The 16,826-nt window shown below is 68.6% G+C and carries 16 protein-coding genes; 5 read left to right on the forward strand and 11 right to left on the reverse strand.

Going from position 1 to position 16,826, the window contains the following annotated elements; genetic code table 11:
• The first annotated feature begins 142 nt into the window (after positions 1-142).
• On the forward strand, positions 143-1,222 hold the full coding sequence (locus NQK81_RS41410) for a DUF5005 domain-containing protein (RefSeq protein WP_257485847.1): 1,080 nt from the start codon (positions 143-145) through the stop codon (positions 1,220-1,222).
• Positions 1,219-1,761 carry a hypothetical protein gene (locus NQK81_RS41415; RefSeq protein ID WP_257485848.1) on the forward strand — a complete coding sequence of 181 codons (543 nt, stop codon included), beginning with the start codon at positions 1,219-1,221 and terminating at the stop codon, positions 1,759-1,761. Before NQK81_RS41410 ends, NQK81_RS41415 begins: the two co-directional genes overlap by 4 nt.
• Here NQK81_RS41415 and NQK81_RS41420 read toward each other — a convergent pair whose 3' ends face one another.
• The 9 genes from NQK81_RS41420 to NQK81_RS41460 all read right to left on the reverse strand — a co-directional run bounded on the left by NQK81_RS41420 (position 1,762) and on the right by NQK81_RS41460 (position 12,639).
• Entirely contained in the window at positions 1,762-2,334 is a 573-nt protein-coding gene (locus tag NQK81_RS41420) for a hypothetical protein (RefSeq protein WP_257485849.1), read from the reverse strand. It abuts the gene before it with no gap.
• 302 nt (positions 2,335-2,636) lie between these two features.
• Positions 2,637-4,049, reverse strand: a complete 1,413-nt coding sequence (locus NQK81_RS41425) for a beta-N-acetylhexosaminidase (RefSeq protein WP_257485850.1) — start codon at positions 4,047-4,049, stop codon at positions 2,637-2,639.
• A 1-nt stretch (position 4,050) separates the two neighbouring features.
• Positions 4,051-4,917, reverse strand: a complete 867-nt coding sequence (locus tag NQK81_RS41430; RefSeq protein ID WP_257485851.1) for a carbohydrate ABC transporter permease — start codon at positions 4,915-4,917, stop codon at positions 4,051-4,053.
• Positions 4,908-5,867, reverse strand: coding sequence for a carbohydrate ABC transporter permease (locus tag NQK81_RS41435; protein ID WP_034321570.1), 960 nt, complete (start codon positions 5,865-5,867; stop codon positions 4,908-4,910). Before NQK81_RS41435 ends, NQK81_RS41430 begins: the two co-directional genes overlap by 10 nt.
• Positions 5,868-7,151: an extracellular solute-binding protein gene (locus NQK81_RS41440; RefSeq protein ID WP_257485852.1), complete on the reverse strand. Its 1,284-nt coding sequence runs from the start codon at positions 7,149-7,151 to the stop codon at positions 5,868-5,870.
• Positions 7,152-7,162: 11 nt separating this feature from the next.
• Entirely contained in the window at positions 7,163-8,293 is a 1,131-nt protein-coding gene (locus NQK81_RS41445) for a lactonase family protein (protein ID WP_257485853.1), read from the reverse strand.
• Positions 8,294-8,320: 27 nt separating this feature from the next.
• Entirely contained in the window at positions 8,321-9,709 is a 1,389-nt protein-coding gene (locus tag NQK81_RS41450) for a GntP family permease (RefSeq protein ID WP_192741657.1), read from the reverse strand.
• Complete coding sequence (locus tag NQK81_RS41455; RefSeq protein ID WP_257485854.1) at positions 9,706-11,301, reverse strand: N-acyl-D-amino-acid deacylase family protein; 1,596 nt, start codon at positions 11,299-11,301, stop codon at positions 9,706-9,708. Before NQK81_RS41455 ends, NQK81_RS41450 begins: the two co-directional genes overlap by 4 nt.
• A 33-nt stretch (positions 11,302-11,334) precedes the next feature.
• Positions 11,335-12,639, reverse strand: a complete 1,305-nt coding sequence (locus tag NQK81_RS41460; RefSeq protein ID WP_257485855.1) for an amino acid deaminase — start codon at positions 12,637-12,639, stop codon at positions 11,335-11,337.
• Positions 12,640-12,789: 150 nt separating this feature from the next.
• On the opposite strand from NQK81_RS41460, the gene NQK81_RS41465 reads away from it, so the two are divergent.
• Genes NQK81_RS41465 through NQK81_RS41475 form a run of 3 tightly spaced genes read left to right on the forward strand, consistent with a single transcriptional unit; the run spans position 12,790 to position 14,872 of the window.
• Positions 12,790-13,731 (forward strand): sugar kinase, encoded by a 942-nt coding sequence (locus tag NQK81_RS41465; protein ID WP_257489946.1) that lies wholly within the window; start codon positions 12,790-12,792, stop codon positions 13,729-13,731.
• Positions 13,728-14,492, forward strand: coding sequence for an IclR family transcriptional regulator (locus NQK81_RS41470; protein ID WP_192741661.1), 765 nt, complete (start codon positions 13,728-13,730; stop codon positions 14,490-14,492). Before NQK81_RS41465 ends, NQK81_RS41470 begins: the two co-directional genes overlap by 4 nt.
• Entirely contained in the window at positions 14,489-14,872 is a 384-nt protein-coding gene (locus tag NQK81_RS41475) for a RidA family protein (RefSeq protein WP_034321592.1), read from the forward strand. Before NQK81_RS41470 ends, NQK81_RS41475 begins: the two co-directional genes overlap by 4 nt.
• Before the next feature lie 241 nt (positions 14,873-15,113).
• Here the strand turns inward: NQK81_RS41475 and NQK81_RS41480 are convergent, their stop codons facing one another.
• Entirely contained in the window at positions 15,114-16,109 is a 996-nt protein-coding gene (locus NQK81_RS41480) for a 1-aminocyclopropane-1-carboxylate deaminase (protein ID WP_257485856.1), read from the reverse strand.
• Complete coding sequence (locus NQK81_RS41485; protein ID WP_257485857.1) at positions 16,106-16,753, reverse strand: GntR family transcriptional regulator; 648 nt, start codon at positions 16,751-16,753, stop codon at positions 16,106-16,108. The genes NQK81_RS41480 and NQK81_RS41485 overlap by 4 nt, the downstream gene beginning before the upstream one ends.
• Positions 16,754-16,826: the final 73 nt, after the last annotated feature.

Here is a 16,826-nt window from a genome sequence, read left to right on the forward strand (position 1 = left end):
AGCATGTCGCGAAAGCCACTTTCGGGACGTCTGGTGTCCCGAAAGTGGCTTTCGCGACGCCGCCACGGAAAGCAGTCTCAGGACATCCCGCGGACGGTGCGCAAGGGTCGTACAAAATCCCTGTCGCCCTTAGCATGATCCGATGCGCCGGGCGTCGAGGATTCTCGTACCGGCCGCGCTGCTGTTCAGCGCCGTGGTGGCGAGCAGCGGGATCGCGTCCGCACCGCCACCGCCGGTGGCTCCCGTCGCCGGGCTGAATGAGCTCTGGAACGACTACGGAGATCAGGGCGGACACTGGACCGGCGGGGATCGCACGGTGTCGGTCCCCTTACCCGACGGCCGCACCGCGTGGCTGTTTTCGGACACGTTCCTCGGCACGGTGAATCCCGACCACAGCCGCCCCCGGGACAGCCCGATCGCCCGCAACACCCTGGTCGTCCAGCGGCCCGACGGCACACTGGGCGAGACGCTGCACGGCGGCACCGCGGACGAGCCGGAGGCGCTGATCGGGCTCGCGGGTTCCGGCGAGCACTACTGGGTCGGCGACGGCGTCGTCCAAGGCGACGTCCTGAGGGTGCTCTACAACAGATACCGGACGACGGGTCCGGGCGGCCTCGACTTCCGGGGCACCGGGACGTCGCTGGCCACCTTCCGGCTGCCCGCCCTGACGCCGTCCGAGCTGCTGGTGATCCCGGTGAGCGAAAAGGTCGCGTGGGGATCGGAGCTGCTCGAAGTCGGCGGATACACCTACATCTACGGTGCCGAACAAGGCCATCTGAGGCTCGCCAGGGTGCCCGCCGGAGGCCTTCGCGGACCTTGGCGGTTCTGGACCGGCGCCGGTTGGTCGTCCCGCGAGGAGGACTCGGTCCGGATGCTGCCCGGGGTCGGGACGGCGTTTTCGGTGAACCGTGTCGGCGGCGAATACGTGCTGATCACCATGGACACCAGTCCCGGCTTCAGTCCGGTGATGCTCGCCTACACCGCGAGTTCGCCGACCGGCCCGTTCCGTGATCCTGTCGTGCTCCACCGGGCACCCGAAGCCAGTGACCGTCGCATCGTCTACGACGCGACGGCGCATCCGCAGTTGAGCCGCCCCGGGAAGCTCACGGTGTCGTACAACGTGAACAGCCTGGATCACGCCGACAACATCGCGGACGCGCGGATCTATCGGCCCCGGTTCGTCGAGGTCACCTGGCCGCCTGCCCTACGCTTCATCAAGTGATCGAGATACTCGACGACCTCGACGTCCTCACCCGGCCGGATCTCGACCCGCGCGGCCTGAGCCTCGCCGGTGCCCGCCTCGGGTCGAAGGCCGCCGATACCGTCGTCCGGGACAGCGTCATCGAGGTCACGCTCTCGCCGATCGTCCACCGCGCGATCGCCGGAAGCGGCCGGGTCACGGAGTACTACGGCGCGGACGGTGAGCCCCTCTCTCGGGAAAAGGTGGTCGAGAACGCCGTCGAAACCGAGGGAGTCGTTCACTTTTCCGGCAAGTTCAGCTACCGGATCGTCGGCGGGACGGTCGTCGGCTTCGCGATGTACGGCGGCGAACGCGGTCTTCTCGCCCATTTCGGGTACCTGCGTTCCCGTGACGAGTTCCTCGATGTGTTCGGCACACCCGATCTCGTCGAGGAGAGCTTCGATTGCGGCGAGCTGATGGGGTACCGGCATCACTACCGGGCTTCCGGGAAGAAGGTCTTCTGGGACAGCTGGAACGACCACGTGGGCTCGCTGAATCTCGGTGACTTCGGCGCTCGCTGATCACTCGAGCGCGCGGCCTCCCGGCGCTTCGATGCTCAGGGGGACCGGCGAGTCACCGGTGAGCTGGTTCAGCCGGCTCATGGTCCGGTCCAGCTGCTCCGCCAGCCGCGGGATCGTGCTCGACGGCAGGTACGCCTCCGCGCCGGCGTCGAGCAGGCGGCGCACCGGGCCCTCGTACTTGACGCCGAGCTCGGCGTCCTCGATCTCCGTGATCACGATCCTGGCCTTCGGATACAGCGCGCGGAAGTTGCCGATCAACTGCGGGCTGCCCGGCGGGACCAGCAGGACGTCGACGGTCGGGGGAGCCGAACGCAGGTCCAGCACGAGATAGCCGGGGCCGAGCCGCTCGGATAGCGCATCCCTGGCCGTCGATGACAGCTTCATGGCGGTGGCCACCACCGTGATGTCGTCGGAGTCCGCCGAACGCACCGGTTCTTCGCGGACGGCGGCGGAAATCGTCCCGATGGTCTCGCCGTTCCGGGTGATGAGCACGTTCTCGCCGGGGCGAAGGGTGTCGATGAGCGCTACGAGTTCTTCAGGAAGCTGGGAGGCGTCGACCCACTGATCACTCATCACCCCATGATGGCCTGCTTCCCCGCGCGTGGTGCAAGGCAGGCCGCGGTTGATCTTCAGGCCCGCCCGTAAGGGCCTCCTTGAGGGACTCTGGATCTCTCAAGAAGATTGGTGATTCCCACGTGCGGCACACAAGCATCAGGAGTCACAACGGCTGCGCGTGAAGGACCCCTTCCCTCGGCTCAGCCGAGGAAACTCGACCTTCACATCCCGAATACGTGAAGGCCCCCTTCACCGCGCTAGGCGCAATGAAGGGGCCTTCACGTACTTCGGCGGGCAAGTACACCGGTCGTGAGCGGCGATCACCGCTGCCGCGGCCGCCCCGGAACTCCGGGCCGCGTCTGCCAGGGATGCGGCCCGTCGAGTGGCCGGTATTCGACGCCCAGTGCGTCCAACCGGGGCAGGTGGTGGTCCCGCAAACGCGGCAGGAACTCGGCGTAATCCCGCCCGTCCGGCTCGCTCCACGCCACCTCCGCGAAGGCGCACAGGCGCGGGAACGCGACGTAGTCCACCCGGCGCACGGTGTCGAGATGCTCCGACCACACCTGCGCCTGCGCCCCGAGGATCGACTTCCCCTCGGGGAAATCGGCGGGCACCGGCTCGTAGCCGTAGAAGCTCTCCAGCGTGCTCAGGTACCCGACCGGGATCGGTTCGTCCGGGTGATCGGACTGCCGATGGTCCAGGTACACGTGCTCCTCGGGACACATGACGACGTCGTGCCCGGCGGCCGCCGCGCGGGCGCCGGCCGCTTCGCTCTGCCACGAGCCGATGACCATCGGCGGCAGGTCGCCCGCTTCGAGCACTTCGTCCCAGCCGAGCGGACGACGCCCCCGATCGACCAGGTGCCGCGCGATCTCACGGACGAAGCGGCCGTGCTCCTCGGTCGCACCGGGGACCTCGTCACCGCCGAGCGCGATGACCTCGGACGGGAAGATCTCCAGTACGTGGTCGAAGACGCGTTTGAAGAAGTCCACAGTGGACTGCTCGGTGTTCAGCAAGGACGTGCTGATACCCCAGCTCGTCCACACCTCCCACGGCGCGTCGGTTTCCGGGCCGAGCTCGGGATACGCGGTGATCGCGGCCCGTGCGTGCCCGGGGATGTCGACCTCGGGGACCACCGTCACCGAACGTGCGGCGGCGTACGCGACGATCTCGCGGAGATCGTCGGCCGAGTAGAACCCGCCGTGCGGCCGCCCGTCCCGTTCCGGACCGTCGTGCCGTCCGACCATGGACGATTTCCGCCAGCCGCCGACCTCGGTCAGCCTGGGGAACTCGGGGATCTCGATCCGCCAGCCCTGGTCGTCGGTCAGGTGCAGGTTGAGCACGTTGAGCTTGTGCGCGGCGATCAGGTCGACGAACCGCAGCACCTCGGCCTTGGTCCGGAAGTGCCTCGCCACGTCCAGTAAGCAGCCTCGCCAGCCGAACCGCGGGTGGTCCGTGACGACGCCGCAGGGGATCGTCTGCTGTCCACTGTGGATCGGAGCGGCCCGGAACGCGTCCGGCCCGATCAGCTGCCGGAGCGTCTGGCGACCGTAGAACTCGCCCGCCGCGTCGGCCGCGTGCAGGGTCACGCCGGATGGATCGATCTCCAGCCGGTAACCCTCGGCGGGCAGCAGCTCGTCGCGGCGCACGTCCACTTCGGACGGTACTGGGCATTGTCCCGGCAAGGGTTCCACCGAGACGGGACGGGGGAGCAACGTTTCGAAGCCAGGCATGTCAACCCTTCACCGCGCCGCCCATGACGGACACGAGTCGTCGTTGCACGAGAATGAAGAACACCAGCACCGGGATGGTCATCAGCGTCGAACCCGCCATCACCGCGCCCCAGTCGGTGTCCTCCGGTTTGAAGAACACCAGGATCGCCAGCGGGAGCGTCTGGTTCTCGGTGTTGGAGATGATGAACGTCTTCGCGAACAGGAAGTCGTTCCACGCGTGGATGAACGCCAGCACGCTGATCGCCACCAGCCCGGGCGCCACCAGCGGGAAGAGGATCTGCCAGGTGAACCGCATGCGGCTCGCCCCGTCGATCTTCGAGGCTTCTTCCAGCTCCTGCGGCACCGCGGCGACGAAACCGCGCAGCATCCAGATCGCGAACGGCAGGCTGAACGCCAGGTGCACGAGGATCAGCGAGCCGAGGTGGTTGGTGCCGAACGCCGGCGCGACATCGCCGACCGACCGCATCAGGAAGAACAGCGGGATGGTCAGCGCCTCGACCGGCACCATCTGCGCCACCAGCACCATCACCAGCAGCACGGTCCGGCCCTTGAAATTGAACCGTGTCAGCGCGACCGCCGAAAGGAACGAGAGCAGCAGCGACAACGCCACCACCACGACGGCCACGATCACGCTGTTCAGGAAGAACATCGCGAAGCCTTCGCCGCTCAGCACCCGTTCGAAGTGTTCGAGCGTCGGCGTGAGCGTCCAGGGCCGGGGGTTCTCCGCCTGGATCTGCCCGGTGGGTTTGAAGGCCGACAGCACCATCCAATACACCGGGAAGGCGACCATCCCCGCGATCACCACGCAGATGATCTCGGCGATCATCCTCCCGGGTTTGTGGACCCGGCGGCCCGCGGTCACACCCATCCCGCGCTCCGGCGTTGCGACCGGACGTACAGCCCGGTGATGGACAGCAGCAGCAAGGTCATCACGACTCCGAGCGCCGCGCCGAGACCGTATTCCTGTCCGGCGAAGGCCTGTTGATAGGCGAAGACGTTGAGCACGAGGTTGCGCCCGGCCACGCCGCCGCCGTTGGTCATCACGTAGATCTGCGTGAAGATCTTGAAGTCCCAGATGATCGACTGGATGGTGGCGATGGTCAGCAGCGGCCGCACCATCGGCAGCGTGATCGACCACGTGGTGCGCCAGGTCGACGCGCCGTCGAGGTACGCGGCCTCGACGACCTCCTCCGGCACTCCCTTGAGCCCCGCGTACATCGTCACCATGACGAACGGGAACGAGCACCAGATGACCTCCGCGGCCACCAGCCCGAACGTGCTGTAGGTGTCGAAGGTCCAGGAGTGGTTCGCCATCCCGGTGAAGCCGATGCCCGAAAGCACCTCGTTGACCAGGCCGAAGTCCGCGTCGAACAGGAACAGCCAGACGTACGAGCCCGCCATCGCCGGCGTCGCCCACGCGGCGAGCGCCGCCAGGAACAGCGGGACGCGCGCCCACGCGCGGACCCGGGTCGCCAGCACGGCGAGCCCCGTCCCGAGCGCGAGGCTGCCGACGACACAGACCGCGGTGAAGCCGAGGGTCTTGGCCAGCACCTCCCAGAACTGCAGGTTCTCCAGCAGTTCGACGTAGTTGCCGAAGCCGAGGAACACCAGCGGGGCGTTGCCGACCGCCTGCGGCTGGCCGTAGTCGTAGAACGAGATCAGGACGAGCTGGTAGATCGGATAGACCAGCATCGCCAGCAGCAGGATGCCGCCGGGGGCCAGGTAGAGCAGGGCGGCCCGCCCGTCCCGGCGACGGCGGGGCGACCGCCGTGCCGGGACGGCCGGAGCCGTGGTGCGGGGGATCTCCTTCGTGACCACTTAGCCGAACGCCTTGTTCATCTCGGCGGCGGCCGCGGTCAGCGCGGCCGCGGGATCCTTGCCGCCGGTCGCGATCTGCTGGATCGCGGTGGGCAGGACGTTCTGCGCGTCGATCTTCGACCACGCCGCGGTGGCGGGGACGAACTTCGTGCCCGCGGTGAGCGTGTCGACGAACGGCTTGACCGACGGGTCGCTCGCGGCGAGCTTCTGCTGGACGCTGCCGAGGGTGGGCAGGTTGCCCATGGCGACGTACATCTTCTCCTGGTACTTCGCGCCACCGAGGAGCTGGGTGAACTCGACCGCGAGGCTCTTGCGCTTGGTCGCGTTGAACACGCCGAGCAGGTTGCCGCCCGCGAACGCCGGGGCGATCTTGCCGGCCTCGGTGCCCGGGATCGGGATGATCGCGTACTTGCCCTTCACCTGGCCCGCCTCGACGGCCTTGCGGTTGAAGTCACCACCGATGGACATCCCGGCCTTGCCGCCGGCGAACGCCGTGATGCTCTGCGTGCCGGTGAGGTTGGCGCACTGCTCGGGCGGGCAGATGTCCGCCTTCAGCAGGTTCGCGTACGCCGTGACGCCGGCCTTGGCCTGCTCGGAGTCCACAGTGGACTTCCACTTGTCGCCGTCCTGCTTGGCGATCTCGCCGCCGTGCGCCCACAGGAACGGCAGCATCGCATAGGTGTACTTGCCGCCGACCGAGATGCCGTACAGCTCCGGCTTCTTGGCGCGGATCGTCTTCGCGGTCTCGGTCAGTTCCGCCAGCGTCGTGGGCGGCTTGAGGCCGAGCTCGGCGAAGAGGTCGGTGCGGTAGTACAACGCGCGGATACCGGTGAACCATGGAAGCCCGTAGGTCTTGCCGCCGGACTTCGCGGTCTCCAGTACCGCGGGCAGGATGTCGGCGCCTTCCTTCCACGACGAGAGATCGCCGGTCAGGTCGGCCAGCGCGCCGGTGGCGGCGTAGCTGGAGACGTCGGTGTTGCCGAACTCGGCGACGTCCGGCGCGCTCGCCGGATCGTTGAAGGCGCCGGAGAACTTGTCCGCACGGCCCTCCACCGGGATCCACTGGACGTCGACCTCGACCCCCGAGTGCGCCGCCTTGAACTCGGTGATCGCCTCCTTGACCGCCGCCTCCTTGGGCGCGCGGTTGGCCTCGTCGAACAGCCAGACCCGGATCGTGCCGGTCTTCTCGTCACCGCCGCTCGCGGCTGGGGTGTTCTGGGCCGGCGCGCAGCCCGCCACGAGGCCGACGGCCGCGAGGCCCGCGATGAGGACGCGAGTTCTCATGGGTTTTCTCCTTAGGCGAAAAAGACGGAATTGACCTGGGGGAGCGCCAGTTTCCCGGCGACGGCCCCCGGAAGACCGGTACCGGGATCGCGCGGCAGCCAGCTGAGCGTGCCGGACTTGTCGCACGAGACGTAGAACCAGCGCTCGGTCGGGTCGAGGGTGAAGTGACGCGGGTAGACACCGCCGACGGGCGCGTTGTTCAGCAGCTTCAAGGACTTCCCGTCCTCGCTGACGCCGAATGACGCGATCGTGTCGGAGCCGCGCACGGAGGCATACACGAACTTCCCGTCCTTGGACGTGGTGATCTCGCCCGGGTACTGCGCGCCGGGCGTGCCCGCCGGAACGGCCGGGACGACCTGCCCGGCGGTCAGTTTCCCGGTGGCCGGGTTCCACGCCGCGACGGTGACCTCGGCCCGCAGCTCGCCGAGGATGTACGCGTACTTGCCGCTCGGGTGGAACGCCAGGTGCCGCGGCCCGGCGCCGGACGGGAGCTTCAGCTGCTGGTTCAGCTTGAGCTTCCCGGTGGCGACGTCGAGTTTGTAGACATAGACAGAATCCGCACCGAGGTCGACGGCGAGCACCCACTTTCCAGTGGGGTCGTTGACGACCTGGTGCGCGTGCGCCTGACGCTCGGCGCCCTTGTGCTGGGCCAGATCGACGACGTCGCCGAGTTTCCCGCCCGCGAGGATCGGGAGGATGACGACGCTGCCGCTGCTGTAGTTCGCGGCCAGCACGTACTTCTGGCTCGAGTGGACGCTCAGATGGGTCGGGTGCTGGCCCTTGGCCGACTTCTTGTTGAGCAGCTTGGGTTTCGCCGGATCGGCCAGGCTGAACGAGGAGATCTGGCCGTTCTCGTCCTCGTTCGTCACGTAGAGCGTCTTGCGATCGGCGCTGATGTCGAACCAGGAAGCGTTGCTGACTCCCGGGATCGTCCGGTCGACGACGAGCGCGTTGCTCGCCGCGTCCCGGTGAGCGACATCGAGTCCGTGCCCGGAACTGGTGTAGCTGCTGACGTAGATGGCCCCGGTTCCCTTCGGTCCGCAGGTTCGTTCGGAGGCGTTCGCGAGGTGGGAACCGAGAACGGTGGTGAGTCCAGCCGCTCCGACGGCGCCGAGGAAGGTGCGTCGATCCAGTCCGGTCATCGTGATCTCTCCCAGTCGTCAGGTGGTTTAAACCACTGCCATGAGCAATGCTGCCACGCCGAAACCGGAAACGGAAAGGACGGTTTCCAATACGGTCCAGGTTTTCAGGGTCTGCGGCACGGTCATGTTGAAGTACCGCGAGATGATCCAGAAACCGCCGTCGTTCACGTGGGAGGCGATGATCGAACCCGCCGAGATCGCGACGACCAGCAGGGCGAGCTGCATCTGCGAATAGCCCAGCGTCGCCACCGTCGGCGCGACGATACCGCTCGTGGTCACGATCGCGACCGTCGCCGAACCCTGCGCGATGCGCATGCCGCAGCTGATCACGTACGCCGCCAGGATGACCGGGAGGCCGGCGTTGTCCAGCGAGCCCGCGACGGCCTTGCCGATCCCCGTCGCGGCCAGCACGGCGCCGAAGAACGCGCCCGCGCCGACCACCAGCAGGATCATCGCGACCGGGCGCAGCGACTTCGCCGAAAGCTCGCTCAGATCCTTGCCGGTCAAGCCCCGGCGCAGGCCCAGCAGCCACGACGCCAGCAGCACCGAGATCGTCAGCGCGACCGCCGGGGTGCCGATGAACGCGGCGACACCGGAGAGCGCGGATTCCTTGGGAAGCCAGATGCTGCCGAACGTCCCGGCGAGGATCAGCACCAGCGGGACGGCGATGATCGCCAGCACCAGACCCAGCGACGGCGGGTTCGTCTCCTTTTCGCCTTCCTCCTCGGCGACCAGGAATTCCGCGGGGACCTCCACGTCGACGCGCTTGCCGATCCACGTCGAATAGAGCACACCGCCGACGAGGAACGCGGGGATACCGCACACCAGCCCCATCAGGATGATCCAGCCGAGTTCCACGTGCAGCAGACCGGCCGCGGCCACCGGGCCGGGATGCGGCGGGAGGAACGCGTGCGTGATCGAAAGCCCGGCGAGCAACGGCAGCGCGTACAGCACGAGCGAACGACCGCCCTGCTTGGCGGCGACGTAGACCAGCGGCGCCAGCACGAAGATGCCGATGTCGAAGAAGACCGGGATGCCGAAGACGAAACCCGCGAGACCCATCGCCAGCGGGGCGCGCTTCTCACCGATGGCCCGCAGCAGCGCGCCGGTGAGCACCTTCGCCCCGCCCGAACGCTCCAAAATGGACCCGAGGATGGTGCCGAGTCCGATGATCGCGGCGATATGGCCGAGGATCCCGCCGAAACCCTTTTCCAGCAGGGAATCCGACGCCTTCTGCGCGGAGCCGACGATCTGGACCACCGGCAGGCCCGCGGCCAGCGCGGTCAGCAGGCCGACCACGATCAGCGCGATGAAGGGCTCGAGTTTGACCTTGATGATGAGGAACAACAACACCGCGATCGAGACGGCGGCGAGGGTCAGGAGACCTCCCGTCGTGTGTTGGAGCCAGTCGATCATCGGGCACTCCCGGGGTTCCGCAGTGAATGGCCGGCGAGGGCGCCGGTCGGTTGACCATCGTCGATGGCGGCGACACCGTTGACGAAGACATAGGGGATACCGGCGGCCTGCTGCCGCGGCTCGTCGAACGTGGCGGTGTCGGCGACGGTTTCCGGGTCGAACAGCACGAGGTCCGCCGCGTATCCGGCGCGGACGAGACCCCGGTCGGTCAGCCGCAGGCGCTGTGCCGCGCGGCCGGTGAGGTGGGCGACGCATTCGGCGAGGTCGAGGACGCCGAGTTCGCGGACGTAGCGCGCGAGGTAGCGCGGGAACGTGCCCCAGGCGCGGGGATGCGGCCGCGCCCCGACGAGCAGCCCGTCGCTGCCGCCGGTGTGCGTGCGGTGCCGCATGATCGCCTGGACGTTCTCCTCGTGCCCGACGTGCATCAGGCAGGACGTGCCGAGTTTTTCCGAGAGCAGGACGTCGAAGTACAGCTCCGCGGCCGGTTTCCCGGCACGCAGCGCCGAAGCGGCGACCGAATGCCCGACGAGGTGGGCGTTCTCGTCCCGGCGGACACCGTTGATCTCGATGGCCTCCCAGTCGATCGGCACCCCGTGCGCGCCGTCGGAGCCGGTCTCCTCGATCTCGGCGCGGATCCGCTCGCGGGTGTCCACATCGGACAAGCGGGCGAGCGTGGCGTCGAGGCCGCCTTCGGTGGCCCAGCTCGGCAGTAGCGCGGAAAGGTAGGTGGCGCCGGGAAGATAGGGATAGGTGTCCAGCGTGATGTCGCAGCCGTCGTCGAGCGCCCGGTCGAGCAGCTCCAGCAGATCCGGCGCCTTGCCCTTGTTCACCGAGAAGTTCATGGTGGCGTGCGCGAGGTGCAGCGGGCAGCCCGAGCGGCGGGAGACGTCGACCATCTCGCCGAACGCCTCGAGCGCGCCCTTGCCGTAGCTGCGGTGGTGCGGGCTGTAGAAGCCACCGCGCTCGCCGACGACCCGGCAGAGCTCGACGAGTTCTTCGGTGGTCGCGTACATGCCCGGCGTGTAGGTGAGCCCGGACGACATACCCATCGCGCCCTCGGCCAGCCCGGTCGCGATGAGTTCCTTCATCGCGTTCATCTCGGCTTCGGTCGCGGGCCGGTCTTCCCAGCCGACGGTGAGCATGCGGACGGTGCCCTGCGGCACCAGATAGGCCGCGTTGACCGCGACCCCCGTGTCCAGCCGGTCGAGGTATTCGCCGACCGAGCGCCAGTTCCAGTCGAAACCGGCCGGATCGTCGTTCCACCCGGCGAGCTGCTGGCGCAGCGCCGCGAGGACCTCGTCGTTCACGGGCGCGTAGGAGAGCCCGTCCTGCCCGAGCACCTCGGTCGTGACGCCCTGGGAGAGCTTCGCGAGGTGATCCGGATTGGCGAGCAGCTGAAGATCGGAATGCGAATGCATGTCGATGAACCCGGGCGCGAGCACGAGTCCTTCGGCGTCGATGGTGCGGCGGCCCGCGAGCGAGCCGGGTTCGGCGACACTGGCGACGCGGCCGTCGGTGATGCCCACGTCGTGCCTGGTGAGCGGATCCCCGGTGCCGTCGGCGACCAGTGCGGAGCGGACAACGATGTCCATGGCGATTCTTCCTCTGCGGCGGTGGAGGACGGATCAGAAATGGGTGCGGACGAAATCGAGCACGGTCTCGCCGTCGGGGCCGACGACCGGGATCAGGGGCCATTTGTCGAAAACGGTGCACGGATGCGACAGGCCGAGGGCGACCCAGTCGCCGACCTCGACCGGCGACGAGGCGGGCAGCGTGAGAAAGGCGTGCTGGTCGTTCATCTTCTGGATGGAATGACCTTCGAGCGCGGACGGTGGTCCGTCGCCCTTGCGGATCAGGCGCGGCTCGGGCATGCCCTCGTCGAACGAAGCGTCCCGTTTGCCGATGGTGAGCAGCGCGAGTTCGTCCGTCGGCTTCGACGTCACCTGGGCCCAGGCGCGCAGCGCGGACCGGAACGAGGCGACTCCATCGATACGCGGCTGCTCACCCAGCGGTGAGATCACCCGGTAGAAGCCGTCGTCGTGGGTCACGTAGGCGCCGCTGCGCAGGATCGGCAGGACGTCCAGGCCGCCCCAGTCCTTGGTGAGTTCGTCGGCGACGCGGTCGAAGTACGCGCTGCCGCCGCCGGTGACGATGATCTGGCCGGCGTCGTCGAGCAGGCCCTTGGCGTGGAAGGCGAAGACGAGTTCGCGCAGACCGTCCACATAGGAGCTGATCAGCTGGAGCGACTTCTCGTCGGTGTGGTGGGAAAGCGCGCCTTCGTAACCGCCGGATCCGCGCAGCCGCAGAGCGGGGCTCGCGTGCGCGGCCTCGGCGACGGCGAGCGCGGTCTCCGTGTCGCGGACACCGGTGCGGCCGCCCTCGGCGCCGAGTTCGACCAGCACGTCCACCTTGCGGCGGGCGCCACGCAGGGCTTCGGTCATCAGCTCGACGCCGCGGACCGAGTCGACCCAGCAGACGAACTCGAAGTCGTCGTCGGCGTCGAGCTCCGCGGCCAGCCACTTCAACCCGGACGGGTCGAGCAGCTGGTTCGCCAGCAGGATCCGGGAGACCCCGAACGCGCGGTAGATCCGCAGGTGGCCGGCGTTCGCGCAGGTGATGCCCCACGATCCGTGCCGCAGCTGCCGCTCGAACAGCTGCGGCGCCATCGTCGTCTTGCCGTGCGGAGCCAGCGCGACCCCGCGTTCGGCGCACCAGGCCGCCATCGTGCGGAGGTTGTGTTCGACGGCCTCTTCGTCGAGAACGACGAACGGGCCGAGGAAGCCGTCGTCGAACAGCTTCGCGCCGCGGGCGGCGGCCTCGCCGATCGTGAGACCGGACAGCGAGGGCGCGACCGAGCGGAAGCGCCAGTCGACGCGCTCCTCCCGGACGGCCGCGACCGCGGCGGAATCGATGGTGCCGGCTTCGAACATGAGGTTCACCTCGGTTGCGTATGTTGCAACGGACGTTGCGCATATTGCGTGGGATAGGTGTAGCATCCGGTCCGCTGGAGGTCAACGGCGTGACGACTAGGAGACGCGAAGGTGACAAGCGCGCCCCACGTTCTGTGCATCGGGGAGTCGATGGCCTTGTTCGTGCCGGCCGAATCCGGGCCGCCCGACGAGGTACGCAAGTGGGTGCGGAGCATCGGCGGGGCCGAATCGAACGTCGCCTGCCATCTCCCCGCGCTGGGTTTCACCAGCGCCTGGGTGAGCGCCGTCGGCGACGATCCGTTCGGCCGCGCGCTGGTGCGCGAGATCGGCGCGGCGGGGGTGGACGTCAGCGCGGTCGTGGTCGATCCGACGCGCCCGACCGGGCTCTACATCAAGGAGAGCGGAGCGGACGGCAGCCCCGTGCGCTACTACCGCAAGGGCTCCGCCGCGTCCGGAATGGACGCCGGGCTCCTGGGGAAACTCGACCTCGACGGGGTGCGCGTCATCCACCTGTCCGGGATCACGCCCGCGCTGTCGGACGGCTGCCTCGACCTGGTGCGGGCGCTGATGGAACGACCGCGGGGCGACACGCTAGTGTCGTTCGACGTGAACTTCCGGCCCGCGCTGTGGACCGGACGCGACCCGTCGGTGCTGGCCGGGCTGGCCGCCCGCGCCGACATCGTGCTGGCGGGCGAGGACGAGGCCGAGCGCGTGTGGGGGACCGGTGACCCGGCACGGCTGCGCGCCGCCGTGCCCGGACCGAAGACGCTGGTCGTCAAGCACGGGGCACGCGGAGTCACGCTGATCGAAGGCGACGAAGCACCGCTGTTCTCGCCCGCGCTCCAGGTCGACGTCGTGGAGCCGGTCGGCGCCGGTGACGCGTTCGCGGCCGGTTTCCTCGCCGCGACCCTGCGCGGCGACGACCCTGCTACGCGGCTGCGACGCGGTCATCTGCAGGCCGCGGCCACCCTGCTGACCCACGACGACGTGGGGCAGCCGCTGCCCGCGTCCGTCGTCGAAACACTCCTCGGGGCGGATGAGGCAGCATGGGCGGCGGCGAAGCTGACGGACAAGGGATTGGTGGGCGGATGAGCCAGAGCCTGGACAGGGCGCTCACGCTGCTGAGCGGGCTCGCCCGCGAGCCGAAGACGCTGGACCAGCTCGCCGAGGAGATCGGCGTGCACAAGTCGACCGTGCTGCGGCTGCTGCGCACCCTGGAGGCGCACCACTTCGTGCGCCGGGAGGGACAGCGGTACTACCGGCTGGGCAGCGCGCTCTTCGATCTCGCACAGCAGGCGCTCGAGGATCGCGACGTCCGCCGCACCGCGCAGTCCGCGCTCGCCGGGCTCAACGCGCGCACCGGGCACACCGTGCACCTCGCGTCCTATGAGGACGGAGAGGTGGTCTACATCGATAAGTTCGAGGGCAGGCATTCGGTGCGGATGTACTCCCGCATCGGTAAACGCGCGCCGCTGCACTGCACCGCCGTCGGCAAGGTGCTCGTCGCGGCGATGACGCCGGAGAAGCAGGCGGACGTGGTCTCACGGATCGACTTCTTCGTCCGCACCCCGAACACGATCACCACGCCCGAGGCCTACGAGAAGGAACTCGCGCTCGTCGCCGACCGCGGCTACGCGGTGGACAATGCCGAGCACGAGGACTTCATCCACTGCGTCGCCGCGCCCGTCCGCGGTCCGGGCGGCGTGGTGCTCGCCGCCGCGTCGGTGTCGGTGCCGAAGGTGCTGCTGGACTACGACGGCCTGATGGGGCTCGTGCCCGAGCTGCTGGCCGCCGCCGAGGAAGCTTCCGTCCACAGTGGATGGACGGGGAACCGAAAGGGGAAGTTGGAATGAGCAAGACCGCGATCAGCACGGAGAACGCGCCGAAGCCGGTGGCCGCGTTCTCGCAGGCGGTCCGCAAGGGCAACATCCTGCAGGTGGCCGGCCAGGTCGCCTTCGACCCGGCCACCGGCGCCATCGTCGGCGAGACCGTCGGTGAGCAGACCGAGCAGACCTTCAAGAACATCGAGGCGGTGCTGGAGGCCGCCGGTTCGAGCCTGGCCGACGCGATGATGGTGCGCGTGTACCTGACCGACGTCGACCACTTCGGCGCGTTCAACGAGGTCTACAACAAGCTGATCGGCGAGGCCCCGCACCCGGCCCGCACCACGGTGTACGTCGGCCTGCCCGCCGGGCTTCTGGTGGAGATCGACGTCCTGGCCGTCACGGACTGACCCGGCGCCTCGTGAGTGGTAAGGACGGTTCTAACCGTCCTTACCACTCACGAGACCAGACCCACTCGGCACCGGGGTGCTGGGCTTGGCCGGGGGTTGCGAAAGCCACTTTCGCAACCTTCAACGTTGCGAAAGTGGCTTTCGCAACGTCGGCCGTGGCCGGGCCCGGGATCATCAGCGACCGGAAGCCAGTAGGTACCCCAGAGACCCTCGGCTGGAACGTCCTTACCACTCACGAGGGCTAGAGCACGCTCGTGTAGCCGTTCAGCGCGGGCTGCCCGCCCAGGTGCGCGAAGAGCACGTTCGAGTCCCGCGAGATCTCACCGCGCGCGACGAGGTCGATCAGTCCCGCCATGGACTTGCCCTCGTACACCGGATCGGTGAGCACTCCCTCCAGCCGCGCCAGCGTCCGGATCGCGTCCAAAGTGGACTCGTCCGGGATGCCGTAGATCCCGGCGTGGTAGCGCTCGTCCAGTTCGACCTCGCCGATCTCGCCGGCGCCGATCAGTTCGGCGGTCGCCCGGGCGATGCGGGTGACCTGATCGCGGGTCTCGGCCGGTTTCGCCGAGCCGTCGATGCCGAGGATCCGGCGCGGTTTACCGGAAAGCGCGGCCCCGGCGACCATCCCGGCCTGCGTGCTGCCGGTCACCGAGCAGACGATCACCGTGTCGAAGAAGACGCCGAGTTCCGCCTCCTGCGCTTCGAGTTCGACCATCCAGTTCGCGAAACCGAGCCCGCCGAGACGGTGGTCCGAGCCGCCCGCCGGGATCGCGTACGGCTTCCGGCCGCCGGCTTCGATCTCCTTGACCGCGTTCTCCCAGCTCTCCTTGAAGCCGACGCCGAACCCGGCCTCGACCATCCGGATGTCCGCGCCGAGGATGCGCGAGAGCTGGATGTTGCCGACCTTGTCGTACATCGGGTCGTTCCAGTCGACCCAGCTCTCCTGCACCAGTACGGCCTTGAGCCCGGCCCGCGCGGCGGCCGCGGCGACCTGGCGGGTGTGGTTCGACTGCACGCCGCCGATCGAGATCAGCGTGTCCGCGCCCGAGGCGAGCGCGTCGGCGACCAGGTATTCGAGCTTGCGGGTCTTGTTGCCGCCGAACGCGATCCCGGAGTTGACGTCCTCGCGTTTCGCCCAGACCTTCGCGCCGCCGAGATGAGCGGTGAGCCGCTCCAGCGGATGGACGGGGGAGGGGCCGAACAGCAGCGGGTAGCGGGGGAAATCGGCGAGGGTCATGGCGTCTCCAGGAGGTCTTCGAGCTCGGTCCAGATCGTGGCGGTGATCGCGCAGGCCGCGTCGACGTCCCCCGCTTCGATGGCGTCGGCCAGTTCCGTGTGGCGCTGGACCGACCGGTGGGCGGGCAGGGAGCCGAAGCGGGCGTATTCGAGACGTCGCAGCAGGGGCGTGTAGCGGGCCAGCGTCGCGGCGATCGCCCGGTTGCGCGCGGCGGCCACCGGGACGTCGTGGAGTTCGTCGTCGGCGGCGATCGCGGCCGCGATGTCCCCGGCGGCGATCGCGTCGGCGAACCGGGCGTTGGCCGCGCGCATCGCGGCGACCTCGGCCGGGCCCATCCGCGGGGCACCCGCCCGGACGGCGAACTCGTGCAGCGCGCGGACCAGCTGCAAGGCGTCGCGGACGTCGTCGGGAACGAACCCGGCCACGCGCGTGTAGCTCTGCGGCTTCGACTCGACGAGGCCGTCCTCGACGAGCCGCAGCAGCGCCTGGCGCACCGGCGCCCGGGAAAGCCCCAGCTGATCGGCGAGCTCGCCGTCGCGCAGGTTCGTCCCCGGCGGCAGTGTCCCGTCGATGATCGCCCGCCGGATGCTCTCGTAGGCCTCGTCCCTGAGGAGAGACCTCGATACTTTCGCTAACCCACTCACATCTGAAATGTTAGTTGACGTCGAAGCGGAAGTACATGAAGGCCCCCTTCCTGTACTCAGGCGCAAGGAAGGG

The organism is Amycolatopsis roodepoortensis (genome assembly GCF_024628825.1).
GTDB lineage: Bacteria > Actinomycetota > Actinomycetes > Mycobacteriales > Pseudonocardiaceae > Amycolatopsis > Amycolatopsis roodepoortensis.

Coding starts and splice junctions, on each gene's coding strand:
- NQK81_RS41410 (WP_257485847.1), top strand. CDS start 143: ATGCGCCGGGCGTCGAGGATTCTCGTACCGGCCGCGCTGCTGTTCAGC.
- NQK81_RS41420 (WP_257485849.1), bottom strand. CDS start 2,334: ATGAGTGATCAGTGGGTCGACGCCTCCCAGCTTCCTGAAGAACTCGTA.
- NQK81_RS41425 (WP_257485850.1), bottom strand. CDS start 4,049: ATGCCTGGCTTCGAAACGTTGCTCCCCCGTCCCGTCTCGGTGGAACCC.
- NQK81_RS41430 (WP_257485851.1), bottom strand. CDS start 4,917: ATGGGTGTGACCGCGGGCCGCCGGGTCCACAAACCCGGGAGGATGATC.
- NQK81_RS41440 (WP_257485852.1), bottom strand. CDS start 7,151: ATGAGAACTCGCGTCCTCATCGCGGGCCTCGCGGCCGTCGGCCTCGTG.
- NQK81_RS41445 (WP_257485853.1), bottom strand. CDS start 8,293: ATGACCGGACTGGATCGACGCACCTTCCTCGGCGCCGTCGGAGCGGCT.
- NQK81_RS41450 (WP_192741657.1), bottom strand. CDS start 9,709: ATGATCGACTGGCTCCAACACACGACGGGAGGTCTCCTGACCCTCGCC.
- NQK81_RS41455 (WP_257485854.1), bottom strand. CDS start 11,301: ATGGACATCGTTGTCCGCTCCGCACTGGTCGCCGACGGCACCGGGGAT.
- NQK81_RS41460 (WP_257485855.1), bottom strand. CDS start 12,639: ATGTTCGAAGCCGGCACCATCGATTCCGCCGCGGTCGCGGCCGTCCGG.
- NQK81_RS41465 (WP_257489946.1), top strand. CDS start 12,790: ATGGCCTTGTTCGTGCCGGCCGAATCCGGGCCGCCCGACGAGGTACGC.
- NQK81_RS41470 (WP_192741661.1), top strand. CDS start 13,728: ATGAGCCAGAGCCTGGACAGGGCGCTCACGCTGCTGAGCGGGCTCGCC.
- NQK81_RS41475 (WP_034321592.1), top strand. CDS start 14,489: ATGAGCAAGACCGCGATCAGCACGGAGAACGCGCCGAAGCCGGTGGCC.
- NQK81_RS41480 (WP_257485856.1), bottom strand. CDS start 16,109: ATGACCCTCGCCGATTTCCCCCGCTACCCGCTGCTGTTCGGCCCCTCC.